The sequence below is a fragment of the Moryella indoligenes genome (assembly GCF_030812885.1).
Taxonomy (GTDB): Bacteria; Bacillota; Clostridia; order Lachnospirales; family Lachnospiraceae; genus Moryella; species Moryella indoligenes.
Genome location: NZ_JAUSTO010000005.1, coordinates 134,692 through 156,820, shown reverse-complemented (window position 1 = coordinate 156,820; position 22,129 = coordinate 134,692). Strand labels below are relative to the sequence as shown.

Below are 22,129 nucleotides of genomic sequence, written 5' to 3'. Positions count from 1 at the left end.
CTGCTCTTTTCAGATATTGTATGCTGGACTTTACAGAAACGTTTGCTTCAGTGATAAATCTTCTTGTTTTCATAGCGCGGCTCACAGGTGAGCTGCAGCCCGAGCTTGTACATGATGCGTATATCGACCTCGGAGAGCATGACCGAGCTGTGCACCTGACAGCCGCGGAGCTTCTTCAGCTGATTCAGTGCGAGTTTGGCATTCGGATCTGTGGCGGCACACATGGAGAGGGCAATCAGAATCTCGTCAGTGTGCAGTCTCGGGTTTTTGCTGCCGAGATAGTGGATTTTCAGCGTCTGCACCGGTTCTATGACAGAGGGAGCGATGAGCTTCACTTCGTCCGGGAGTCCGGCCAGTGTCTTTACTGCATTCAGGAGCACTGCGGCGCTTGCACCCAGAAGCTCAGAGGTGCGGCCGGTGATGATGCTGCCGTCCGGCAGCTCCAGGGCAGCTGCGGGGCCGCTGGTCACACTGGCCTTCAGCAGTGCCGCCTGCACGACAGGGCGGTTTGCGGAGCTGATGCCGGCCTGCTTCATGAGGAGCTCTATTTTTGTGACCTCGGATTTTTGGCAGTCGCCCTCGACCAGACGGTTCATGGAGTTGTACCAGCGGCGGATGATCTCCTGGCGTCCGGCCTCGCGGCACACCTCATCGTCGACGATGCAGTTCCCGGCCATATTGACGCCCATATCCGTGGGGGATTTGTAGGGGCATTCTCCATAGATGCCCTCGAACATTGCGGAGAGCACCGGGAATATCTCAACATCGCGGTTGTAATTGACCGTGGTGACGCCGTAGTTCTCCAGATGGAAGGGGTCTATCATATTGAGATCGTTCAGATCGGCGGTAGCGGCCTCGTATGCGAGATTTACCGGGTGGTTCAGCGGGAGATTCCACACAGGGAAGGTCTCAAACTTTGCGTAGCCGGCCTTGATGCCGCGTCGGTTTTCATGGTAGAGTTGGGAGAGACAGGTTGCCATCTTGCCGCTGCCCGGGCCGGGAGCGGTCACGATGATCAGCGGTCTTGAGGTCTCGATATACTCGTTTTTTCCATAGCCGTCCTCACTCACGATCAGCGGGACGTTGGAGGGATAGTCGTCGATTGAGTAGTGGCGGTACACCTTGATCCCCATGGCCTCCAGCTTCGTTTTGAACTGATCCGCCGCATTGGTGTAGCGGGTGATGACGACGCTGCCGACGTAGAGTCCGCGGTCCCGGAAGGACTGGATAAGACGCAGAACATCCACGTCGTAGGTGATGCCGAGATCTCCGCGTATCTTATTTTTTTCGATATCTGCGGCAGAAATGGCGATGACGATCTCCGCCTGATCCGCGAGCTGTAAGAGCATACGGAGCTTGCTGTCCGGCTGAAAGCCCGGCAGCACGCGGGAGGCGTGGTAGTCGTCAAAGAGCTTTCCGCCGAATTCCAGATAGAGCTTGTCACCGAATTTGGAGATGCGCTCCCGGATATGTTCGGACTGCATTTTCAGATATTTGTCGTTGTCGAAACCGATTTTCATATAGGACTCCTTATTTCCGTGCTCCGAAGGGATCGCCTCGGAGAAAACAGTTCTGTCCGGCCCATGCCAAACGCTCACATTGTACCACAGGCGGTTTGAATGTGGTATACTTTCTAATTATGGAAATGAGAAAAGAACCTCAGCCGGGAGAGTTTTACCGGCATTTTAAAAACAGACTTTATCAGGTGCTCTCCGTCGCGTACGATGCAGAGACAGAGGCTGCCTTTGTCGTATATCAGGCGCTCTACGGGGACTACCGTGTCTGGATACGGCCGCTCGACAACTTCATGAGTGAGGTGGACAGAGAGAAGTACCCGGAAGTAACGCAGCACTGGCGTTTTGAACGGGTGTGGCCCGGAAGCGGCAGTATGGGAGCGGAGCCCGGTTCAGAGAGAGCGGGGGAGACAGTCGCTTCTCCGGATGATGCGTCTTTGCAGCAGGAGGCTCCCTCAGCTTTTCTACTTGCCTTTCTCGATGCGAAGACGGCGGAGGAGCAGAGAGAGCTCCTGCTGGCGCAGCTTGGCAGCGTCACGCAGCGGGATCTGGACAGTGTCTGTACGGCCTGTGGTATTTCGGAGAGAACGGGGGATATTGAGTCGCAGGCGAGGAGCATTATCCGCGCCCTTGCTCTGAAGGCCCGCTATGAGAGCGACCGTCACCGCGGACGGAGGTGAGTCATGTTCGATATTGAGGAGGAGCTGAAGAAGCTTCCGAGAAGCCCCGGCGTGTACATTATGCACGATAAGAGGGACGAGATCATCTATGTCGGCAAGGCAATCAGCCTGAAGAACCGCGTGCGACAGTATTTTCAGTCCTCGCGCGGAAAGAGCGCGAAGATCATGCAGATGGTCAGCAGGATTGCCCGCTTTGAGTATATTGTCACAGACTCCGAGCTGGAGGCGCTGGTGCTGGAGAACAATCTCATCAAGGAGAACCGGCCGCGCTATAACACCATGCTTCGGGATGACAAGACCTATCCCTATATTAAGGTCACTGTGCGCGAGAGCTATCCGCGCATCTTTCTGACCCGTCAGATGAAAAAGGACAGGGCGAAGTACTTCGGCCCCTTCTCCAGTGCCGGGGCGGTGCGCGACACGCTGGATCTCATGTACAAGGTCTTTCAGATACGAAACTGCAACCGTGTGCTGCCGCGGGACATCGGAAAGGAGCGTCCCTGTCTGAATTATCATATTCACCAGTGCGGGGCGCCCTGCATGGGCTATATTTCGGAGCAGGAGTATCGGAAAAATGTGGACGCTGCGCTGGAGTTTCTGAACGGGCGCTTTGAGCCGGTGCAGGAGCGCATACAGGAGGAAATGTTCAGGGCCTCCGGGCGCATGGAGTTTGAGCGCGCGGCAGAGCTGAGAGACCTCCTGCGCAGCGTGGAGCACATCGCACAGAAACAGAAGATCACCTCGGAGGGACTGGAGGACAGAGATATCATTGCACTTGGAAGAGATGAGCGGGAGGCTGTGGTGCAGGTCTTTTTTGTCCGGGAGGGGCGCATGGTCGGGCGGGAGCACCACTACCTGCACATCGCAATGGAGGATGAGAGCGCCGCGCTGATCGAGAGCTTTGTGAAGCAGTTTTACGCGGGTACGCCGCTCATTCCGCGGGAGATATGGCTGCAGGAGGAGCTCCCGGACGGCGCGCTCATCACAGACTGGCTGTCCGGGAAGCGCGGGAGCCGTGTGCGCCTTGTAGTGCCGAAGAAGGGACAGAAGGAGCGCATGATGGAGCTCGCGGAGCGGAACGCAGAGATGGTGCTTGCGAAGGACAGAGAGCGCCTCAAAATGGAGGAGGCGCGAAGCGTAGGTGCTGTGCGGGAGCTTGAGGAGCTCACAGGGCTCAGAGGGATACACCGCATGGAGGCCTACGATATCTCAAATATCAGTGGTACGGAGAGTGTCGGCTCCATGGTGGTGTATGAGGATGGAAGACCGAAGCGGAGCGATTACCGAAAGTTCCGTATCCGCACGGTGACGGGGCCGGACGACTATGCGTCCATGCGGGAGGTGCTGACGCGGCGGCTGACACACTCTCTCACGCAGGAGGATGATCACTTTTTAAAGCTGCCGGATCTCATCCTGATGGATGGCGGCAGAGGACAGGTGCATATCGCTCTGGAAGTACTCGCCTCACTGGAGCTTTCCATTCCGGTCTGCGGCATGGTGAAGGATGACCGGCATCGCACGCGGGCGCTCTGGTACAGGGAACAGGAGCTGCCGATCAGCACGCACTCCGAGGGCTTTAAGCTTGTCACAAGAATCCAGGACGAGGCGCATCGCTTTGCGATTGAGTATCACAGAAGCCTACGCGCAAAGACGCAGCTGCGCTCCGTCCTCGATGAGATTCCGGGCATCGGTGCAGTGCGGCGGAAGGCGCTCATCCGTGCGCTGGGCGGACTGCAGGGCATACGGGATGCGAGCGAGGAGACGCTTGCGGGCGTTCCCGGTATGAATGCGCGTGCGGCGCACTCGGTCTATGCGTTTTTTCACGGACAGGAGACGAATGCGGAACAGGCAGCCGGGCGTGCGGAGAAGGGATGATGAACGGACACAGAAGAGGTCGGAGCAGCGGTGCGCTGCTCTGTACACATGGAAATAGCGCCTGCAGAGGCAAAAGGGGGCTCTGATGCTACAGGGAATCACAGTCACGAAGCTGATTAAGAACAATCATTTTATGAATTTGACACCGGAGATCGATACGGACAGCATCATCATATCCACCCCGGACGTGAATCGTCCGGCACTTCCGCTCACGGGTTTTTTTGCGCACTTTGACAACGAGCGACTTCAGGTGATCGGGAATGTGGAGGCGGAATATATCGGTCTCATGGACACGGAGGCGAAGGAGAAGATATTCGATCAGATCTGCCGCTTCCGGGTTCCCGGCTTTATCTTTGCGCGGAATCTTCAGCCGGATCCGATTTTGCTGAAAAAATGCAGGGAGTACGGGATACCCTGCATGGTTACGCCGCAGACCACGGCAGATCTCACCTCAGAGCTGATACGCTGGCTGAAGACGAGACTCGCGCCGACCATCTCAATTCACGGGGTTCTGGTGGATGTCTACGGAGAAGGCGTGCTGATTCTCGGAGATTCCGGTGTGGGCAAGAGTGAGGCGGCTCTGGAGCTCATAAAGCGCGGGCACAGACTGGTCGCGGACGATGTCGTCGAGCTGCGGCGCATCTCCGAGGTCTCGCTGATCGGGCGCGCGCCGAGTATTACAAAGCACTTTATCGAGCTGCGCGGGATAGGCATCATCGATGTAAAGGCCCTCTTTGGCGCTGAGTGCGTGAAGGATGTTCAGACCGTCGATCTCGTGATCAAGCTGGAGGAGTGGGATAAGAACCGGGATTATGACCGCCTCGGCATGGACGATCAGTACACGGAGTTTCTGGGTGTACAGGTGGTATGCAACACGCTTCCCATACGTCCGGGGAGAAATCTTGCCATCATCTGTGAGACTGCGGCAGTGAATCGGCGTCAGAAGAAGATGGGCTATAACGCGGCGAAGGAGCTCTACCGGCGTGTGACTGACAATATGATAAAGAGCGCGGAGCGGCACGAGCGTGAGCGTCATAAGGAGGAGCTGATCGCAGAGCGAAGACGCATCGGCGAGGAGTTGAATCATCAGGTGAAGGAGAAGATACTCGGACATCTCGAGACTATTGATACGACAGATCTGCCAGAGCATTACGGAGAGTTTGAGCGGAATCTGAGTCGAATTGAGACCGACAGCGCAGATATGGATCAGATGAGCTGACGCGCAGCATCAGAAAATAAGAGAACGATGAGGTAGAATATGCGTATCATCAGAAAAAATGAGCCGATGCGTCTGCATACGAGCTTTCATATCGGCGGGCCCGCGGATACCTATGCAGAACCGGAAAATATTGACGAGCTGCGTGAGCTGATTTCTATCTGCGAGGGCAGCGGCACGGCGTATGCGGTGATCGGTCACGGCTCCAATCTCCTGGTGGGAGACGGAGGATTCCGCGGGACCATCATCTGTCTCGGCAGAGCCTTTTCAGAGATTACCGTGTCAGGGGAGTGCATCCGTGCTCAGGCGGGAGCCCTGCTCGGCGCAGTCGCAAATGCCGCGCTGGAGCACGGACTGAGCGGGCTGGAATTTGCCTCGGGCATTCCTGGCTCTGTCGGCGGAACGACAGTGATGAATGCGGGGGCATACGGCGGAGAGATGCGGGATGTTCTGGAGGAAGTGACATTGCTTGAGATGGATGGCTCGCTGTGCCGGGTTCCGGCACAGGAGCTGGAGCTCGGCTACCGGACGAGCAATATACCGGCGCTGGGACGCATTGTGCTGGAGGCGGGTTATCGTCTGAAGTCGGGAAAGCCGGAGGATATTGCGGCCAGAATGCAGGAATTCAACAGTCGACGCAAGGAGAAGCAGCCACTGGAATATCCGAGCGCGGGCTCTACTTTTAAGCGGCCGGAGGGATACTTTGCGGGACAGCTGATCGATGAGGCTGGGTGCAGAGGGCTGCGCATCGGCGGAGCGCAGATTTCTGAGAAGCACGCAGGTTTTTTGATTAATACAGGCGATGCAACAGCTGCGGATGTGCTGGCTCTGATCTGCGAAGTAAAGCGCCGGGTGCTGGAGCACTCCGGTGTGGAGCTGCATCCGGAGGTCAGAATGCTGGGGGAATTTCTCTGAAATTTCAATGCAAAAACACAGATTTGCTGTGCAAAAAGACAGGAGGAAGAGAGAATGTCTTTTTCTTCCCAGGTGAAGGATGAACTGTCCCGGGTTATGCCGGAGTCGCACAAACAACGTATCGCCGAGCTTTCTGCGCTGATATTTCTGGCGGGACGGCGAGGTGTTTCCAATGGATTGCCCTGCCTCACTCTCTCGGGAGAGCACGCGGGAACAGCTAGAAAATACTTTACATTATTAAAAAAAACATATAGAATCAAGGATGATTTGGCGGTAAGCAAGAGAGCAGCCGGCGGTGGAGGGCATTCCTACAGTGTGACGCTGTGCGGGGAGACAGAGATTGCCGGTGTGTTGCGTTACTGTTTGCTTGCAGACGGGCCGGAGGGTCAGGGCTTTGTTCTGACAGAGCGGGCGTGGATGCAGGAGTCCGGGCTGCGCAGAGCATTTCTGCGGGGAGCCTTTCTTGCAGCCGGTTCTATCTCAGATCCGGAGAAGTTTTATCATCTGGAGTTCGTGTGTCAGGGACAGAGACAGGCAGAGTTTTTAAGAGAGCTGTTTATTTCCTTTGATACAGCGGCCGGAATTGTGCCAAGAAAGCATTCCTGGATTGTGTACTTTAAGGGCAGCGACCAGATTGTGGAGCTTCTTGGAATCATGGAGGCCCCGGCTGCGCTCATGGAGCTTGAGAATATCCGGATCATGAAGGAAATGCGAAACAGTGTGAACCGCAGGGTGAACTGTGAGACCGCAAATATCTCAAAAACCGTCAGCGCCGCAGTTAAGCAGCTCAGTGATATTGAGTATATTCGGGATACAGAGGGGCTTGAGCTTCTGCCGAAGAATCTTGCTGAGGTGGCGGAGGTTCGGCTGCGCTATCCGGAGGTTCCGCTGAAGGAGCTCGGACAGTATTTGAATCCCGCCGTCGGAAAGAGCGGCGTGAATCACAGACTCAGGAAACTATCGGAGTATGCGGAGCAGCTCCGGGGAAAAGCAGATGCGGGCGTCGAAGCAGAGGATACAGACGCATTGTCTCAGGGAGGAAAGCATGATCAAGAAATCTATGGTAGTAAAAGTCAATGACAAAACAGATGCGATGCCGATTGCGATGCTGGTGCAGGTTGCCAGTCAGTATGAGAGCAGCATCTATGTTGACGATGATTCCAAGCGGGTCAATGCAAAGAGCATTATGGGAATGATGACTCTGGGGCTGAGCAGCGGACTCAAAATTGTAGTTACTGCAGATGGCCGTGACGAGGAACAGGCGATCGAGGGTATTGAAAAATATCTCTGCCAGTGACGCAGAGCACGAACTGATGCTATAATGGGAACCGGGTGGGCGAAGGCCTGCCCGGTTCTTTCGTGACAGACGGGGGCTGTCACGAACTGCTCCGCAGGGATGCGCAGCTCGTGGAAGGGCAATGGCCCTTCGGGCCCGCTCACAGAGAGAAGGTCTTATCAGATATTTCAAAAGCGAAGGAGGAAGCAGTGGCATTTACACACCTTCATGTACATACAGAATATTCTCTGCTGGATGGCTCCAGCAAGATCAGGGAGATTGTCGCCCGGGCAAAGGAGCTCGGAATGGATTCGCTCGCAATTACGGATCACGGGGCAATGTACGGCGTAATAGATTTCTATAAGGCGGCAAAGGAAGCGGGAATCCGCCCGATTCTGGGCTGCGAGGTCTATGTGACGCCGGGCTCCCGCTTTGACAGGGAAACTGTCAGGGGAGAGGATCGCTACTATCATCTGATTCTGCTTGCGGAAAATGATACCGGCTATGCGAATCTCACAAAGATTGTGTCCCGGGGCTTTGTGGATGGCTTTTATTACAAGCCGCGGGTGGACTATGCGACGCTGGAGGAGTACCACGAGGGCATCATTGCCTGCAGTGCCTGCCTCGCGGGAGAGGTTGCGCGGAATCTCGCGCGGAATCAGTATGAAGAGGCGAAGCAGGCAGCGCTGCGCTATCAGGAGATCTTTGGCAGGGGGAATTTCTTTCTGGAGCTTCAGGATCACGGTATTATGCAGCAGAAGCTTGTAAATCAGCAGCTTCTGCAGCTCTCAGGAGATACCGGCATAGAGCTCATTGCAAGCAATGATTCCCACTATACCTATGCAGAGGATGCGGAGCCGCATGATCTGCTGCTCTGCCTTCAGACCGGGAAAAAGGTGACAGACACTGACCGCATGCGCTACGAGGGCGGGCAGTATTATCTGAAATCTGAGGAGGAGATGCGCGCGCTCTTTCCCTATGCGCCGGAGGCACTGGATAATACGCAGAAAATCGCAGAGCGCTGCGAGGTAAATATACGTTTTCATGAGTTGAAGCTTCCGGCCTATGAGGTTCCGGAGGGATATCAGGACGCCTGGGACTACCTGAAGGCTCTCTGCGAGAAAGGATTTAAAGAGCGCTACCCGGAGGCGGAGCCCTCCGTCCGTGAGCGAATGCAGGAGGAGCTTCAGGTTATTCACCGCATGGGATATGTGGATTACTTCCTGATCGTCTGGGATTATATCAATTATGCGAAATCCCATGGCATCGCCGTGGGACCGGGCAGAGGCTCCGCGGCGGGTTCCGTGGTTTCCTACTGTCTCGGAATTACGGATATCGAGCCCATCCGCTATCAGCTGATCTTTGAGCGCTTTCTGAATCCGGAGCGCGTCTCCATGCCGGATATTGACGTGGATTTTGCATATGAGCGGAGACAGGAGGTCATAGACTACGTCGGACGAAAGTACGGCGCGGATCGCGTGGTACAGATCATCACTTTTGGTACTTTGGCAGCGAAGGGAGTCGTGCGCGATGTGGGACGCGTTCTGGATCTGCCCTATGCGCGCTGTGACGCGATTGCAAAGATGATTCCCATGGAGCTTGGCATGACGCTTGATAAGGCGCTGAAGGTTTCCAGAGAGCTCAGAGCTGCTTATGACACAGATCCGGAGGTGAAACGGCTCATAGATCTCTCGCGCAGACTGGAGGGGCTGCCGCGTCATGCCTCGATGCACGCGGCCGGCGTTGTAATCTCAAAGGAGAGCGCAAACGAGTATGTACCGCTCTCCAGAGCCGCGGACGGCTCCCTGACGACACAGTTCACGATGACGACACTTGAGGAGCTGGGTCTGCTCAAGATGGACTTTCTGGGGCTCAGAACACTCACTGTCATTCAGAACGCTGCAAAGGCCGCAGAGAAGAAGGACGGGCATCCCATAGATATGCTGAAGATTGATTTCAATGACCCCAGAGTCATGGAGATGATAGGAACGGGAAGCACGGAGGGCGTGTTCCAGCTGGAAAGTTCCGGCATGAAGAGCTTCATGAAGGAACTGAAGCCTGCGACGCTGGAGGATATTATCGCAGGTATCTCGCTGTATCGCCCGGGCCCCATGGATTTTATTCCCCGCTATCTGAAGGGGAAGAATGACCAGTCGGCGATACGCTATGAGTGCCCGCAGCTCGAGCCGATACTGAAACCGACCTATGGCTGCATTGTCTATCAGGAGCAGGTGATGCAGATTGTCCGGGATTTGGCGGGCTATACCTGGGGGCGGAGCGATCTGGTGCGTCGCGCCATGTCGAAGAAAAAAGAAGCAGTCATGCAGAAGGAGAGACAGAATTTTGTCTACGGCAATCCGGAGGAGCAGGTGAAGGGCTGTGTCGCAAATGGGATTCCGGAGGAAACTGCGAATCATATCTTTGATGAAATGATTGACTTTGCGAAGTACGCCTTCAATAAGTCACATGCGGCCTGCTATGCCTATGTCTCCTTCCAGACTGCCTGGCTTAAGTACTATTATCCGAAAGAGTTTATGGCGGCGCTTATGACGAGCGTGCTGGACAATTCCGGAAAGGTCGCGGAGTACATACTGAGTTGCCGCCAGATGGGCATAGCAATTCTTCCGCCGGATGTCAATGAGGGAGAAAGCGGGTTTTCCGTCTCCGGAGAAGGAATACGTTTTGGTCTGTCGGCCATCCGGAGCGTCGGAGCTGCTGTGTCGGATGAGATCATCAGAGAGCGGGAGTCCGGCGGAATTTTCCGCTCACTGGAGGATTTTGTGGACCGGCTGAGCAATAAGGAAGTAAACCGAAGAACACTGGAGAGCTTTGTGAAGTCCGGTGCACTGGACAGTATGCCCGGGAACAGAAAACAGAAGCTTCTCATCGTGCCGGAGCTTCTGGAGCGGAAGAGCAAAAAAAAGGACAGCGTGACGGGGCAGCTGACACTCTTCGATTTTGCGAGTGAGGAGGACAAGGACAGTTTTCGAATTTCCTTTCCAGAGACAGAAGAATTTGATAAGGAGGAGCTGCTGCGCTTTGAAAAGGAGACACTCGGTATTTATCTGAGCGGACATCCGCTGGAGTCTTGTCTGGAGCTCTGGGAGAGTACCGTGACGGCAAAGACCACAGATTTTACTGTGGATCAGGAGAATGGCTGTGCCAGAGTGCGGGACGGTGCGCGTGTCACGATCGGCGGACTGATCGCAGACAAGAGCCTGAAGACCACAAAAAACAATCAGACCATGGCATTTGTGACGGTTGAGGATATGGTGGGTTCTGTGGAGGTACTGCTCTTCCCGCGGGATTACGAGAAATACAAGTCACTTCTGATTCCGGAGGGGAAAGTATTTCTGCAGGGACGTGTCACGATCGGGGACGAGGATATCGCCGGAAAGCTGATCTGTGAGAGAATGTATCCCTTTGAGCGGCAGGAGACCACACTATGGATCCAGTATGAGAACCGCAGCGCCTACGATGAGGATATCACCCGGCTGATGATGGATCTCGGAAACAGTGAGGGGGATGCGGAGGTGAAGATTTATCTTCGCGCAGAGAAGCAGATGCGTACCCTCGGAGCAAACTGGAGGGTCAGTGCGGACAAAGCACTGCTTCAACAGCTGGGAGCCCGACTGGGGACAGAGAATGTGAAAACTGTAACAAGGGCATTGAAATAGACTGGGAAAAGACATACAATGGTAGAGGCTTCAGCAGAAAAAAACAGAGGACTTCAAGGAGGTTCCCTTATGGCAAAGACAATCAAGACAATAGGTGTGCTCACGAGCGGCGGCGATGCACCCGGTATGAATGCGGCGATACGCGCCGTGACGAGAACAGCGCTGAGCTACGGCCTGAGGGTCAAGGGCATCATGCGCGGCTACACGGGACTCCTTGAGGAGGAATTCCGGGATATGGATGCCACCAGTGTGGCGGATATCATCAACCGCGGGGGTACTATACTCTACACTGCACGCTGCCAGGAGATGACAACCGAGGATGGGCAGAAAAAGGCAGCCGAGATCTGCAGGAAGCAGGGAATTGACGGCGTTGTTGTGATCGGCGGCGACGGTTCCTTCCGGGGAGCCGGAAAGCTTGCAGAATTCGGCATCAATACGATAGGCGTGCCTGGAACCATAGACCTTGATATTGCCTGCACGGATTACACGATAGGCTTTGATACGGCAGTGAATACAGCAATTGATGCGATCGATAAGGTGCGCGATACTTCCACCTCGCATGAGCGCTGCTCCATCATTGAGGTCATGGGGCGGCACGCGGGTTATATTGCCCTTTGGAGCGGAATTGCAACGGGCTCGGACGCGATACTCGTGCCGGAGCGCTACGATGGAAATGAGCAGGAGGTCATCAATCGCATTATCGAGAGCCGAAAGCGCGGCAAGAAGCATTTCATCATTGTAAATGCGGAGGGTATCGGTCACTCCACTTCCATGGCAAAGCGTATTGAGGCGGCAACCGGAATTGAGACCCGTGCGACGATACTCGGCTACATGCAGCGCGGCGGCTCGCCCTCCTGCAAGGATCGTTTCTATGCATCCATTATGGGGGCGAAGGCTGTGGATCTCCTGATGGAGGGAAAGTCCAACCGGCTTGTGGCATACAAGAACGGGGAGTTCTGCGACTTCGATATTGATGAGGCACTGGGAATGGAGAAGGATATTCCGGATTACCAGATGGCGCTGACTAAGAAGCTGACCCGATGAGAGTATTCTCCGCCGGTCGGAATACAGTGGGATATGTCCATTGTGGTGCATGATGATATGTCCAGACACGCACAGGAGCACTGTGGCCGCGTCTGGACATTTTGTCTCAGGTGCGGAGCCGGAAAAAGAATGCACCGGCGCAGTTTACAGGGCGGGAGATGCTCCGCTCACTCAGATAAGAGGAAGAGAGAGGATGAGAGAAGAGAGGGAACGTAGCAGCAATGGAGAGGAGAGTCTGGTGCTCTGCGGAGCAAATTCCTATCACCGGAAGTATTATCTGAATCCCGAATTTACAAGACTGCCGGAGCAGATACGCCAGGAACTCCAGATACTCTGCGTCACAATTACAGAGGAGGCGGGAGGGATACTCACACTGGAATTTGAGCCGGATGGAAGCCTGCATTTTAAAGTGAGGGCGGAGGAGGGAGATTATCTCTTCGATGATATTGCGAGCGGGATGAAGATTTCCCGGGCACGTTTTGAGCATCAGGAGCTTCTGGAGGAACTGGAGCTCTATTACCGCGTTGTGTTTCTGGGGGAGAGTCCGGAGTGACAGTGAGAATAGGAAATATAGAATTAAAGCATGGGATCATACTTGCTCCGATGGCGGGGGTGTCGGATCTGCCCTTTCGCACCCTTTGCAGAGAGCAGGGCTGTGAGCTTGCTGTGACAGAGATGGTCAGTGCCAAGGCAGTTCACTACAAAAACCGGGGAACCGCAGCGCTGCTTCGCACTGCGGAGAGCGACCGTCCACTTGCGGTGCAGCTCTTTGGCTCGGATCCGGAGATCTGTGCGGAGGTGGCAGAGCAGTTCTCCGAGGGACCGTGGGATATCATTGACTTCAACATGGGCTGTCCGGTGCCGAAGGTGGTGAATAACGGCGAGGGCGCAAGACTTATGACAGAGCCGAAGCTCGCGGCGGAGATCATCGCGGCTATGGTGCGACGCGCAGGCAAGCCTGTGACTGTGAAGATACGGGCGGGTTTTGACCGGGCGAACAGAAATGCACCGGAGCTCGCGAAGCGTCTGGAGCAGGCGGGAGCCGCGGCAATCGCGGTGCACGGACGGACGCGGGAGGAGTATTATATGGGCCGGGCGGACCGGAGCGTGATCCGCGCGGTAAAAGAGGCAGTCTCTATTCCGGTGATTGGAAACGGGGATATTGATTCCGCGGAGGAGGCTGCGAAGATGTTTGAGGAGACCGGCTGCGATGGGATTATGATCGCACGGGGTGCGGAAGGGAATCCGTGGCTTTTCTCAGAGGTACGGAGCTTTCTGGAGTATGGCGTCGTGCCGCCGCGTCCGGGTGAAGCGGAGAAGAAGCATATGATATTGAGGCACATGGAGATGCAGATTGCGCAGGATGGAGAGCACATGGGCATACTCAAGATGCGCAGTCACATTGCCTCCTATCTGCATGGAATACCGGGGGCCGCCAGAATACGAAATGAGGTCAATACGGCAGAAAGCCGGAGTGCGCTCACAGAGATACTGAACAGGGCGTTTCCGGTTGACAGTGTATCTCAATTCTAATATAATTTTGTTCATGTCTGTCCACTTGTCTGTAAATTGTGGGCAGTGTTGTGAGCTGCATGCCATGTGGCAGGCAGAAATTTGCGCGGCCGCAAGGGCGGAGCCGTGGCGTCATCGGAGGGAAGAATCATGGCTGAAGTGAAGAAAAATGTCCTCACCTATGAGGGACTGAAGCGCTACGAGGAGGAATTGCAGGATCTGAAGGTCAACAAGCGAAAGGAAATCGCTGACAAGATCAAGGAGGCCAGAGAGCAGGGAGATCTCTCTGAGAACGCGGAGTACGATGCGGCAAAGGATGAACAGCGCGATATCGAGGCGCGCATTGACGAGCTGGAAAATCTCTTAAAGCACGCCGAGGTCTATGTGGAGGACGAGGCGAGTCTCGATGTGGTGGGCATCGGAAGCATGGTCAAGCTTCTGGATCTGGATCTCGATGAGGAGCTGGACTGCAAGATTGTTGGTTCCACGGAGGCTGATTCTCTGGAGGGAAAGATCTCCAATGAGTCTCCGCTCGGGCAGAAGCTGCTCGGAAAGAAGGTCGGAGAGGTCGTGAGCGTAGAGACACAGGTCGGAGAGCTGCAGTATAAGGTGCTCGGAATTACGAGGAACCAGGACAATGAGTGAAGTAAACGGAAAGAGGACAGAGCAGCAGGCAGCACCGGAGCAGGATATGAATCAGCTGATGCAGGTGCGTCTGGAGAAGCTCCGGGAGCTTCAGGCAGAGGGGCGGGATCCCTTTGAGATCACGACCTATGATGCGACAGAGCATTCCTTGGATATTAAGGAAGCATATGAGAGTTATGAAGGCAAGATGGTCAGCGTGGCCGGGCGCATGATGTCAAAGCGCGTCATGGGCAAGGCCTCCTTCTGCAGTGTCAGAGATCTCAGGGGGGATATTCAGTCCTATGTCGCGCGTGACAGTGTCGGCGAGGACGCCTATAAGGATTTCAAGAAGCTGGATATAGGAGATATCATCGGCGTCCGGGGAACCGTGTTTAAGACAAAGACCGGGGAGATATCCATTCATGCGACAGAGGTAATACTGCTTGCGAAGAGCATGAAGCCGCTGCCGGAGAAGTACCATGGTCTCACAGACACCGATACGCGCTACCGTCAGCGCTACCTGGATCTCGCGATGAATCCGGAGGTGCGAGAGACCTTTGTGAAACGCTCAAAGATCCTTTCCTCCATTCGGCGCTATCTGGACGGACTGGGCTTCATGGAGGTGGAGACGCCGATGCTGGTTCCAAATGCCGGCGGTGCCGCTGCACGTCCCTTTGAGACGCACTACAATGCGTTGAATGAGGATGTGAAGCTTCGCATCTCTCTGGAGCTCTACTTAAAGCGCCTCATTGTCGGCGGGCTGGAGCGCGTCTATGAGATCGGCAGAGTGTTCCGCAACGAGGGCCTCGATACGAGGCATAATCCGGAGTTCACTCTGATGGAGCTCTATCAGGCGTACACAGATTACAATGGGATGATGGATCTCACCGAAAATATGTTCCGTTACGTCGCGCAGGAAGTGAATGGAACGACGATGGTGACCTACCATGATGTAGAGATAGATCTCGGTAAACCCTTCAGGCGTATCACCATGATCGACGCGGTAAAGGAGCACTCCGGGGTGGATTTTGGCACCATCACGACAACTGAGGAAGCAAAGGCCGTCGCGGATCAGCACCATGTACAGTATGAGCCGCATCATAAGCGCGGCGACATCCTGAATCTCTTCTTTGATGAATTCTGTGAGGAGAAGATGATACAGCCGACCTTTGTCATGGATCATCCGATCGAGATCTCTCCGCTGACCAAGAAGAAGCCCGACGATCCGGAGTACGTGCAGCGCTTTGAGCTCTACATCTACGGGCGCGAGATGTGCAACGCCTACTCTGAGCTGAATGATCCGATTGATCAGCGTGAGCGCTTCAAGGCGCAGGATGCACTGGCAGCTGCAGGCGATGAAGAGGCGAATCACACGGATGAGGATTTCCTGAATGCACTGAATATCGGTATGCCGCCGACAGGGGGCATCGGCTACGGCATCGACAGACTGGTGATGCTTTTGACCAATTCTGCGGCAATACGCGATGTGATTCTGTTCCCGACAATGAAGACCCTCAAGTCTGAAAACAATGAAGCACATGCGGACGAAAAGGCCGGCGAAGAGAAGAGTTCGGAGGCTGTTTCTGATCAGTCCGGGTTCTTCACCCCGAACGAAAAGATCGATTTTACCGGTGTGAAGATCGAGCCGCTGTTTGCGGATCAGGTCGATTTCGACACCTTCAGCAAGTCCGATTTCCGGGCGGTGAAGGTAAAGGCGTGCGAAGCTGTTCCGAAGTCCAAGAAGCTCTTAAAGTTCGTTCTGGACGACGGTACGGGCACGGATCGCGTGATTTTAAGCGGTATTCACGCCTATTACGAGCCGGAAGAGCTGGTCGGAAAGACCCTGATTGCCATCACCAATCTCCCGCCGAGAGCGATGATGGGGATCGACTCCTGCGGCATGCTCCTGTCCGCGGTCAACGAGAGAAACGGCGAGGAAGAGCTCCATCTTCTGATGGTGGACAACCACATCCCGGCCGGCGCGAAGCTGTATTGATCCGGGGAAAATCACAGGCGGAAAACCTGCGGATTTTTACAACAAATCCAAGCCGATTTTTTGCAGTGACACCGGATTTACAACATTTGTACAACAAAAAGTCAAATGACGGTACATCGTAACAGATGACAGTATAAAGTAAAGCGTACGTCCCAGTTCCAAAAACATTAAAGGCACTCCTTTTCAGAATCAATCTGAGAGGGGGTGCCTTTTTGCGTGCAGACAGCAGGAAAAGAGGCTGAAAAGCCTTTTATCCCTGTTTGAATAGAAACCAGATGACGCAGATGCTTATTATTCGGGCATCTGCCCACAAATCCACAAGGAGGAAATGTATGGAACAGGAGTATCAGGACATCACAAGGCCAAGAGAAGTCCGGGAAGAGGTGAAGAAGCTGCGTAAAAAGTTTCTTCGCTATCAGGAAGCGGAGGTCGTGTACAGCATCTCGCACCGCAAGCTCATCGAGCTCGCGGATCGGGCTGGAGCGCTTTACAGGATGGAAGGGACGGTGCTGATCAACCGCGATATTTTCGATGCCTATCTCGAGAATTTTCATGAGAAGACCAGGGGAATCGGTAAGCGCGGTTTGAGCAAAGAAGAGAGGCGGCGAAAGGAGGAAAAGGTATGAGCGGGAAACTCTGGATGTTCTCGGATCAGCTGGACGATGAGGATCTGGAATTTGCAAGACACAGCTTCTTCCGCTATGCAGATGGAATCGCGTACTACAGACTGACGGAGAAGACGATTACCCGGCTGGCAAAAGAAGCGGAAGCCATCTATAAGATTGACGGAAAGATGGTTCTTGTTCGGCGTGATCTCTTTGAGTCGTATCTCAGAAAACAGTACAGGAAAACCGGCAGAGGACCGGGATTGGAGGAAAAGGACGAAAGCAGCAGATAAGGAAAAAGCGATGGCTAAAATGGAACGAAGGCTGTCTCCTGGAATGAAACCGGCAGCCTATGCAGCATCAGAGGAAAAACCGATCAGCAGAAAAACCGGGAGAGGCAGAACAGGAAACGGAAAAACGCAAGAGAAGAAAACCGGGAAAGAAGCCGTGAGGGAAACGCTGGCAGCGAGAAAAAAGATTTACGTCAGGTACAAGGAAGGAGCGGCACTATACAGCATGGGGCTGTCCAAGTTTCAACAGATGGCGCATGCTGCCGGAGCGGTTTATAAGGCAGACAAAGCCTGCTTTGTAAATCTGGAAATATTTGATGCATACTTTCAGACCTTCCGGCTTGATGAAGGAGACAGATGATGGACAAGGAGAAAACGATGAACGCACAGGATAAAAGTGCAGCGACGCAGATTTCCATTCGTCAGATTCATCCCTTCCGGAATCATCCCTTCAAAGTGCTCGATGATGACCGGATGAAAGACCTTGTTCAGAGCATCAAGGACAATGGAATCCTGAACCCGGTGCTTGTCCGACCGGATGAACAGGGCGGATTTGAAATGATTTCCGGTCATCGGAGAATGCACGCGGCAAAGCTGGCGGGTCTGACCACCGTTCCGGCGATCATCAAGGAGATGACGGATGATGAAGCCGTCATCGCGATGGTTGACTCCAATATGCAGCGGGAGGAGATCCTTCCGAGTGAGCGGGCATTTTCCCTGAAGATGAAGATGGATGTGATGCGTCATCAGGGATATCGATCAGATCTACACAAGAATGAGACCTTGAATCATAGCAGGTCTTTGGCCACTGAGCGGCCGATGTCAGATGAAGATGAACGTATCAATAGTAGGATTGATAAAAATGGACAGAGAGTCACTTCCGCCACTGAGCGGCCGAAGATAGAAAGTGCCAGAATAGCTGGAGAAGAATTCGGTCTTGGGAAAACGCAAGTCAAAAATTATATCCGTCTCACAGAGCTTACGCCCGATCTTCTGAATCTGGTCGATCAGAAAAAGCTATCTATCGTACTGGCTGTGGAGATTTCCTATTTTGACAAGGACCTGCAAAGAAGCCTTTTTTCCTATATTCAGAAAAATGGAATGATCAAGAAAACCCAGCTTGATGCTTTGAAAAAGTTCAATTACGAGAATCTGACAGAATACAGCGTGACGCAGGTGCTGAATGATGCCGTTTCAACAAAGGAAGACGATGGCAAGGTCATGCTGTCCAGGCGGGAGCTGGACAAATATTTCTCTAAGACAGTGGAAACGGACAAGCGGAAAGAAGTCATCCTTGATCTTCTGGATCGATGGAAGCGGGGACAGAAGAGACCCTGAATAGGTGGATGCTTGTTTGACGTAACACAGGAACCGTGTCAGGAATTCTGACACGGTTCTTGTGGATTTCATAAAAGAGTTCCCTCATAATTTATGTAGAAGCAAAGTCCGGATAACAGTTGTCGCCGGCATAGTCCCCGACGTGCAGATCGAAACGGGCATGAGAAATCATTCCCGATGCTCCGGTATATGCAATGTATTCGGGAAACCGGACGACGGACAGGAGGTTGAAAATGAAGGTGCTCTGCGTTTTGGGGTTTGTGCTGCTACTGATGCTGAAAATCGTCCTGCTTCCAGTTCGGGCGCTGCTTGGCCTTCTCGGTCTGTCTCTGGAGTTTGTAGGAGCTATCGTGTGCAATATTGCAGGCCTGTTTGGCACGATTTTCCTGTTCATTGTCGTCATAAGTCGACTCTGCGGGGATGTGACCAATGCAGTATTTCTGGAGGGATTTATTTTTGCAGTCCTTGTTGCGGTTATTCCGAGGGCACTTTATTACGTTGGGCGCCGTCTGATTTTGGGATTACAGGCATTATTAAGCCGGATCTGAGCAAGATTCTGATGGATAAAGGCGGGAGGTGAGAAATGTTCAAGAATGTTGAGAAAATGTCTATCTGCTGTCTATTGAGGCGGTTCTAAACCGGTGATAGTATTAGGATAGATAAATGGAAACGGCGAATGCCGGCGGCCATTTATTTTTCTTTTGCAAAAGAATAGGGAACGATAGACGTGAGCGTCAACCTGCGGAGTGATCTGCGGGCTGGCGCTTTTTTCATGCCCGGATTTCTGGAAAGGAGGCAGATTCATGCGTTCTATTGGAGAAAGGCTGAAGGAATGGAGGCTGGCGGCGGGCATGAAGCAGGATATCGCCGCCATGCGGATGAACATGTCAAGAACTACGCTGAGCGCGATTGAAGCGGGAAAGCGGGAAGTGCTTGCAAAGGAAATTCCAGGATTTGTTAGCCTCTATGGAAAATCCCCGGAGGAGCTCCTGGAAGGAATCAATGGAAAGGAGAACAGCGGAATAATGACAGAGGATATGGAACAGTTTGCGAACCGTGTGACAGATGAACTGATTGATCGTCTGGATGAGCGGGGTATCAACAACATTTCCATGGCTGTACACGATGTGAGTCATCAGGAAGAAGAGCATACGGAAGTATCGATTCACGAGAGAGCTTCCGGTATTCAGGTGAATGTAAACCTGTCGGACATGCAGGAAGAAGTCAGGAACGGAGGGGATTTTAACGATATCGTTTCCCGCGCAGCGGATCAAATTGCCGACAGAATCGGCATGGCGCAGAAGATTGATCTCTCTGCCCTTGATGATTACGAACAGATTAAGGACAGACTCATCATGGAGATCGTTCCGACAGGCGGAAACAAGGATACCCTGGAGAAGGCTCCCCATACGGAGATGGAGGATCTCTCTGTAGTCTATCGTATCTTCCTCGGAGAGAACGAGCTGGGCAGAAATACCGTACTGTTGACCGATAAGATGCTTGAACATTATGGTGTCTCCCCGGAACAGTTAAGAGCGGATGCCGGTGAGAGTGCGCCTAAGCTTTTTCAGCCTGTAATTAAACCGATCTCCGAAGTGCTGGGGATGCCAATGGAATCGGGAGCAGAGGACACATTGTATGTGGCCACTGTGCAGGGGATGAATTATGGCGCCGGCGTCTTGGCGTATCCCGGATTTCTGGACGATGCAGCAGAAAAGCTTGGAGGCGATTTCTTTATTCTTCCCTCCAGTATTCATGAAGTCCTGCTGATGAGGGATGATGGCGGAATCAAGGCACAGGAACTGCAGGATATCATTTCCAGCGTCAACAAGAGTGAAGTGATGCCGGAGGAACGTCTTTCCGATCATGCTTACCGGTATGACACCAAAGCGCATGCGATTGAACTTGCCGAGCGCTTCGAGGCGCGGAAGAGAGAAAATCCGGAGCATACTGCCGAAGATGGAAGAGAATCCGTGCTGACAAAGCTGCAGGACAAAAAATCTGAAGCTGCAGTAAAGCAGCCAGCAAGAGATACGGCAGTCAAAGTCAGCCGTATGAGGGGAGGAGAGGCGATATGAATGAGGCGATTGCAATTGAAACCCTGCAGAAAACTCCGCCGAAGAAATATCCGCAGCCGGAACCTTATCCGGTCAACTGCGGTCATCCCTGCTGTTACGGACATGGACATCCCTTCTGCTTTCCCTGTATGAAGAAGATTCTGGAGGAACATCGAAAAAACAGGAAGGAGCAGTAAAGCTTTGCCGTACGACTACTTTTATGAGGAGCAGTCGGAACAGTTCTCATTTTATCGGATCCCGAAGGCACTTATGACGGAGAAAACATTTGACGGACTCTCCGGGGACGCCAAGATCCTCTATGGACTCTGCCTGGATCGCGTATCTTTGTCGAGAAAGAACCGATGGGTGGACGCGACAGGCAGAATTTATATCTATTACACGCTGAACAGCATCATGGGGGATGTCGGATGCGCGGTGCAAAAGGCGGTAAAACTTCTCGGAGAACTGGAAAAATACGGACTTATTGAACGCGTCAGACAGGGACAGGGCCGCCCGTCCCGGATCTATGTGAAGAACTTTCTTCCGCCGCTTCGAAAATCAAAGCACAAGGACTTTGATAATCATAGTTCCGAAACTTCCAAAACCAAAGTTCAGGGACTTCGAATATCAAAGGCAAATAATACTGAGAAGAACTATACAGATATGAATGAGACGAATCGAATCTTATCAGGGATGGGATGCGATGACGATGCGAGAGAGCAGTATCGGGAGTACTTTCGGGAAAAGCTGGCTATTGAAGATCTGAAAGAGCGCTATCCCTATGACCGGGAGACATTGGACGGGATCGAGGAGCTGATCCTCGACGTGGTCTGCAGCGGGAAAAAGACCATCCGAGTGCAGGGAGAAAATTTCCCGGCAGGCGTTGTGAAGAGTCGTTTTATGAAGCTTCGTTTTGACCATATCGAATATGTCATGGAGCAGCTGCAAAAGACAACGACAGACATCCGAAATATCCGCCAGTATATCATTGCCGCTCTCTATAATGCGCCCTGCACCATTGACAGCTATTACAGACAGGCGGTCAGGCACGATTTCGCCTACCCAGAGGATAAAAAGGAGGCAATACAAGATGAAGGACATACACTTTGAAACCAATTTGGATCCACTGAAGGATGGCATGGTTTCTACCAGAGAAGATCTGGACAGACTGAGCCGCCATGCCGTTATTATTGGAACGAATGGCCGGTATCGTAAGGTTTCCATGAAGGAAGCCGGGAGCATTATGGAATCCATGCAGGGTTGCTCGGCGACAATGCTGGTTGGCGAGGAGAATTTTGCTGTCGTCTACAATGTGGAAAAGACATTCCGGATGGACGGAAATATCTTTCTTGTGGGCAGCTTTTTGGTTATGAAAATGGAAGGGCAGCGCATGTTCCCGCTTTCTGACCGGGATCTTGGACGGCTGTTCTTGATCCTGGCTGGAAAAATGGAGGAATTCCGGAACGGGGATGAAGTGTTCGATGCACTGCGGATCGAGTAGGAGGCGAAA

Annotated in this window: 21 protein-coding genes and 1 pseudogene; 21 read left to right on the top strand and 1 reads right to left on the bottom strand. The window is 53.3% G+C overall.

What is annotated here, in order from left to right; translation table 11 throughout:
- Window positions 1-47 precede the first annotated feature (47 nt).
- Complete coding sequence (locus J2S20_RS05605) at window positions 48-1,520, bottom strand: DUF1846 domain-containing protein (RefSeq protein ID WP_106612514.1); 1,473 nt, start codon at window positions 1,518-1,520, stop codon at window positions 48-50.
- Window positions 1,521-1,645: 125 nt separating this feature from the next.
- On the opposite strand from J2S20_RS05605, the gene J2S20_RS05600 reads away from it, so the two are divergent.
- From J2S20_RS05600 to J2S20_RS05500, 21 genes and pseudogenes are all read left to right on the top strand, one after another.
- Window positions 1,646-2,194, top strand: a complete 549-nt coding sequence (locus J2S20_RS05600) for a DUF1653 domain-containing protein (RefSeq protein ID WP_307254063.1) — start codon at window positions 1,646-1,648, stop codon at window positions 2,192-2,194.
- A 3-nt stretch (window positions 2,195-2,197) separates the two neighbouring features.
- Window positions 2,198-4,069 carry an excinuclease ABC subunit UvrC gene (uvrC, locus tag J2S20_RS05595; protein WP_307254061.1) on the top strand — a complete coding sequence of 624 codons (1,872 nt, stop codon included), beginning with the start codon at window positions 2,198-2,200 and terminating at the stop codon, window positions 4,067-4,069.
- An 85-nt stretch (window positions 4,070-4,154) separates the two neighbouring features.
- A pseudogene (gene hprK / locus J2S20_RS05590) lies at window positions 4,155-5,075 on the top strand (HPr(Ser) kinase/phosphatase); the annotation flags it as partial.
- 252 nt (window positions 5,076-5,327) lie between these two features.
- Window positions 5,328-6,200, top strand: coding sequence for a UDP-N-acetylmuramate dehydrogenase (murB, locus tag J2S20_RS05585; protein ID WP_106612511.1), 873 nt, complete (start codon window positions 5,328-5,330; stop codon window positions 6,198-6,200).
- A 54-nt stretch (window positions 6,201-6,254) separates the two neighbouring features.
- The gene (gene whiA, locus J2S20_RS05580) at window positions 6,255-7,280 is read left to right on the top strand and encodes a DNA-binding protein WhiA (protein ID WP_307254059.1); all 1,026 of its coding nucleotides are present in this window, start codon (window positions 6,255-6,257) and stop codon (window positions 7,278-7,280) included.
- Window positions 7,246-7,497: an HPr family phosphocarrier protein gene (locus J2S20_RS05575; protein ID WP_106612509.1), complete on the top strand. Its 252-nt coding sequence runs from the start codon at window positions 7,246-7,248 to the stop codon at window positions 7,495-7,497. The genes whiA and J2S20_RS05575 overlap by 35 nt, the downstream gene beginning before the upstream one ends.
- 188 nt (window positions 7,498-7,685) lie before the next feature.
- Window positions 7,686-11,153 carry a DNA polymerase III subunit alpha gene (locus J2S20_RS05570; protein ID WP_307254056.1) on the top strand — a complete coding sequence of 1,156 codons (3,468 nt, stop codon included), beginning with the start codon at window positions 7,686-7,688 and terminating at the stop codon, window positions 11,151-11,153.
- A 69-nt stretch (window positions 11,154-11,222) separates the two neighbouring features.
- Window positions 11,223-12,197 carry a 6-phosphofructokinase gene (pfkA, locus tag J2S20_RS05565; RefSeq protein WP_307254054.1) on the top strand — a complete coding sequence of 325 codons (975 nt, stop codon included), beginning with the start codon at window positions 11,223-11,225 and terminating at the stop codon, window positions 12,195-12,197.
- Between the two features lie 193 nt (window positions 12,198-12,390).
- On the top strand, window positions 12,391-12,750 hold the full coding sequence (locus J2S20_RS05560) for a DUF6145 family protein (RefSeq protein WP_307254052.1): 360 nt from the start codon (window positions 12,391-12,393) through the stop codon (window positions 12,748-12,750).
- Complete coding sequence (dusB, locus tag J2S20_RS05555; RefSeq protein ID WP_307254049.1) at window positions 12,747-13,730, top strand: tRNA dihydrouridine synthase DusB; 984 nt, start codon at window positions 12,747-12,749, stop codon at window positions 13,728-13,730. Before J2S20_RS05560 ends, dusB begins: the two co-directional genes overlap by 4 nt.
- 129 nt (window positions 13,731-13,859) lie before the next feature.
- Window positions 13,860-14,354, top strand: a complete 495-nt coding sequence (gene greA, locus J2S20_RS05550; RefSeq protein ID WP_307254046.1) for a transcription elongation factor GreA — start codon at window positions 13,860-13,862, stop codon at window positions 14,352-14,354.
- Window positions 14,347-16,329, top strand: a complete 1,983-nt coding sequence (gene lysS / locus J2S20_RS05545; RefSeq protein ID WP_307254044.1) for a lysine--tRNA ligase — start codon at window positions 14,347-14,349, stop codon at window positions 16,327-16,329. Before greA ends, lysS begins: the two co-directional genes overlap by 8 nt.
- 332 nt (window positions 16,330-16,661) lie before the next feature.
- Window positions 16,662-16,955, top strand: coding sequence for a DUF6462 family protein (locus J2S20_RS05540; RefSeq protein WP_106612504.1), 294 nt, complete (start codon window positions 16,662-16,664; stop codon window positions 16,953-16,955).
- Window positions 16,952-17,227, top strand: a complete 276-nt coding sequence (locus tag J2S20_RS05535; RefSeq protein ID WP_106612503.1) for a DUF6462 family protein — start codon at window positions 16,952-16,954, stop codon at window positions 17,225-17,227. The genes J2S20_RS05540 and J2S20_RS05535 overlap by 4 nt, the downstream gene beginning before the upstream one ends.
- 154 nt (window positions 17,228-17,381) lie before the next feature.
- On the top strand, window positions 17,382-17,585 hold the full coding sequence (locus J2S20_RS12220; RefSeq protein WP_106612541.1) for a DUF6462 family protein: 204 nt from the start codon (window positions 17,382-17,384) through the stop codon (window positions 17,583-17,585).
- The gene (locus tag J2S20_RS05525) at window positions 17,585-18,562 is read left to right on the top strand and encodes a ParB/RepB/Spo0J family partition protein (protein WP_307254040.1); all 978 of its coding nucleotides are present in this window, start codon (window positions 17,585-17,587) and stop codon (window positions 18,560-18,562) included. Before J2S20_RS12220 ends, J2S20_RS05525 begins: the two co-directional genes overlap by 1 nt.
- Window positions 18,563-18,795: 233 nt before the next feature.
- Window positions 18,796-19,110, top strand: coding sequence for a hypothetical protein (locus J2S20_RS05520; protein WP_106612501.1), 315 nt, complete (start codon window positions 18,796-18,798; stop codon window positions 19,108-19,110).
- Between the two features lie 255 nt (window positions 19,111-19,365).
- Window positions 19,366-20,640: a DUF5688 family protein gene (locus tag J2S20_RS05515; RefSeq protein WP_307254035.1), complete on the top strand. Its 1,275-nt coding sequence runs from the start codon at window positions 19,366-19,368 to the stop codon at window positions 20,638-20,640.
- Window positions 20,637-20,816 carry a hypothetical protein gene (locus tag J2S20_RS05510; RefSeq protein WP_106612499.1) on the top strand — a complete coding sequence of 60 codons (180 nt, stop codon included), beginning with the start codon at window positions 20,637-20,639 and terminating at the stop codon, window positions 20,814-20,816. The genes J2S20_RS05515 and J2S20_RS05510 overlap by 4 nt, the downstream gene beginning before the upstream one ends.
- 4 nt (window positions 20,817-20,820) lie before the next feature.
- Window positions 20,821-21,729, top strand: a complete 909-nt coding sequence (locus J2S20_RS05505) for a DUF6017 domain-containing protein (protein ID WP_106612498.1) — start codon at window positions 20,821-20,823, stop codon at window positions 21,727-21,729.
- Window positions 21,710-22,120 carry a hypothetical protein gene (locus J2S20_RS05500; protein ID WP_106612497.1) on the top strand — a complete coding sequence of 137 codons (411 nt, stop codon included), beginning with the start codon at window positions 21,710-21,712 and terminating at the stop codon, window positions 22,118-22,120. Before J2S20_RS05505 ends, J2S20_RS05500 begins: the two co-directional genes overlap by 20 nt.
- Window positions 22,121-22,129 lie beyond the last annotated feature (9 nt).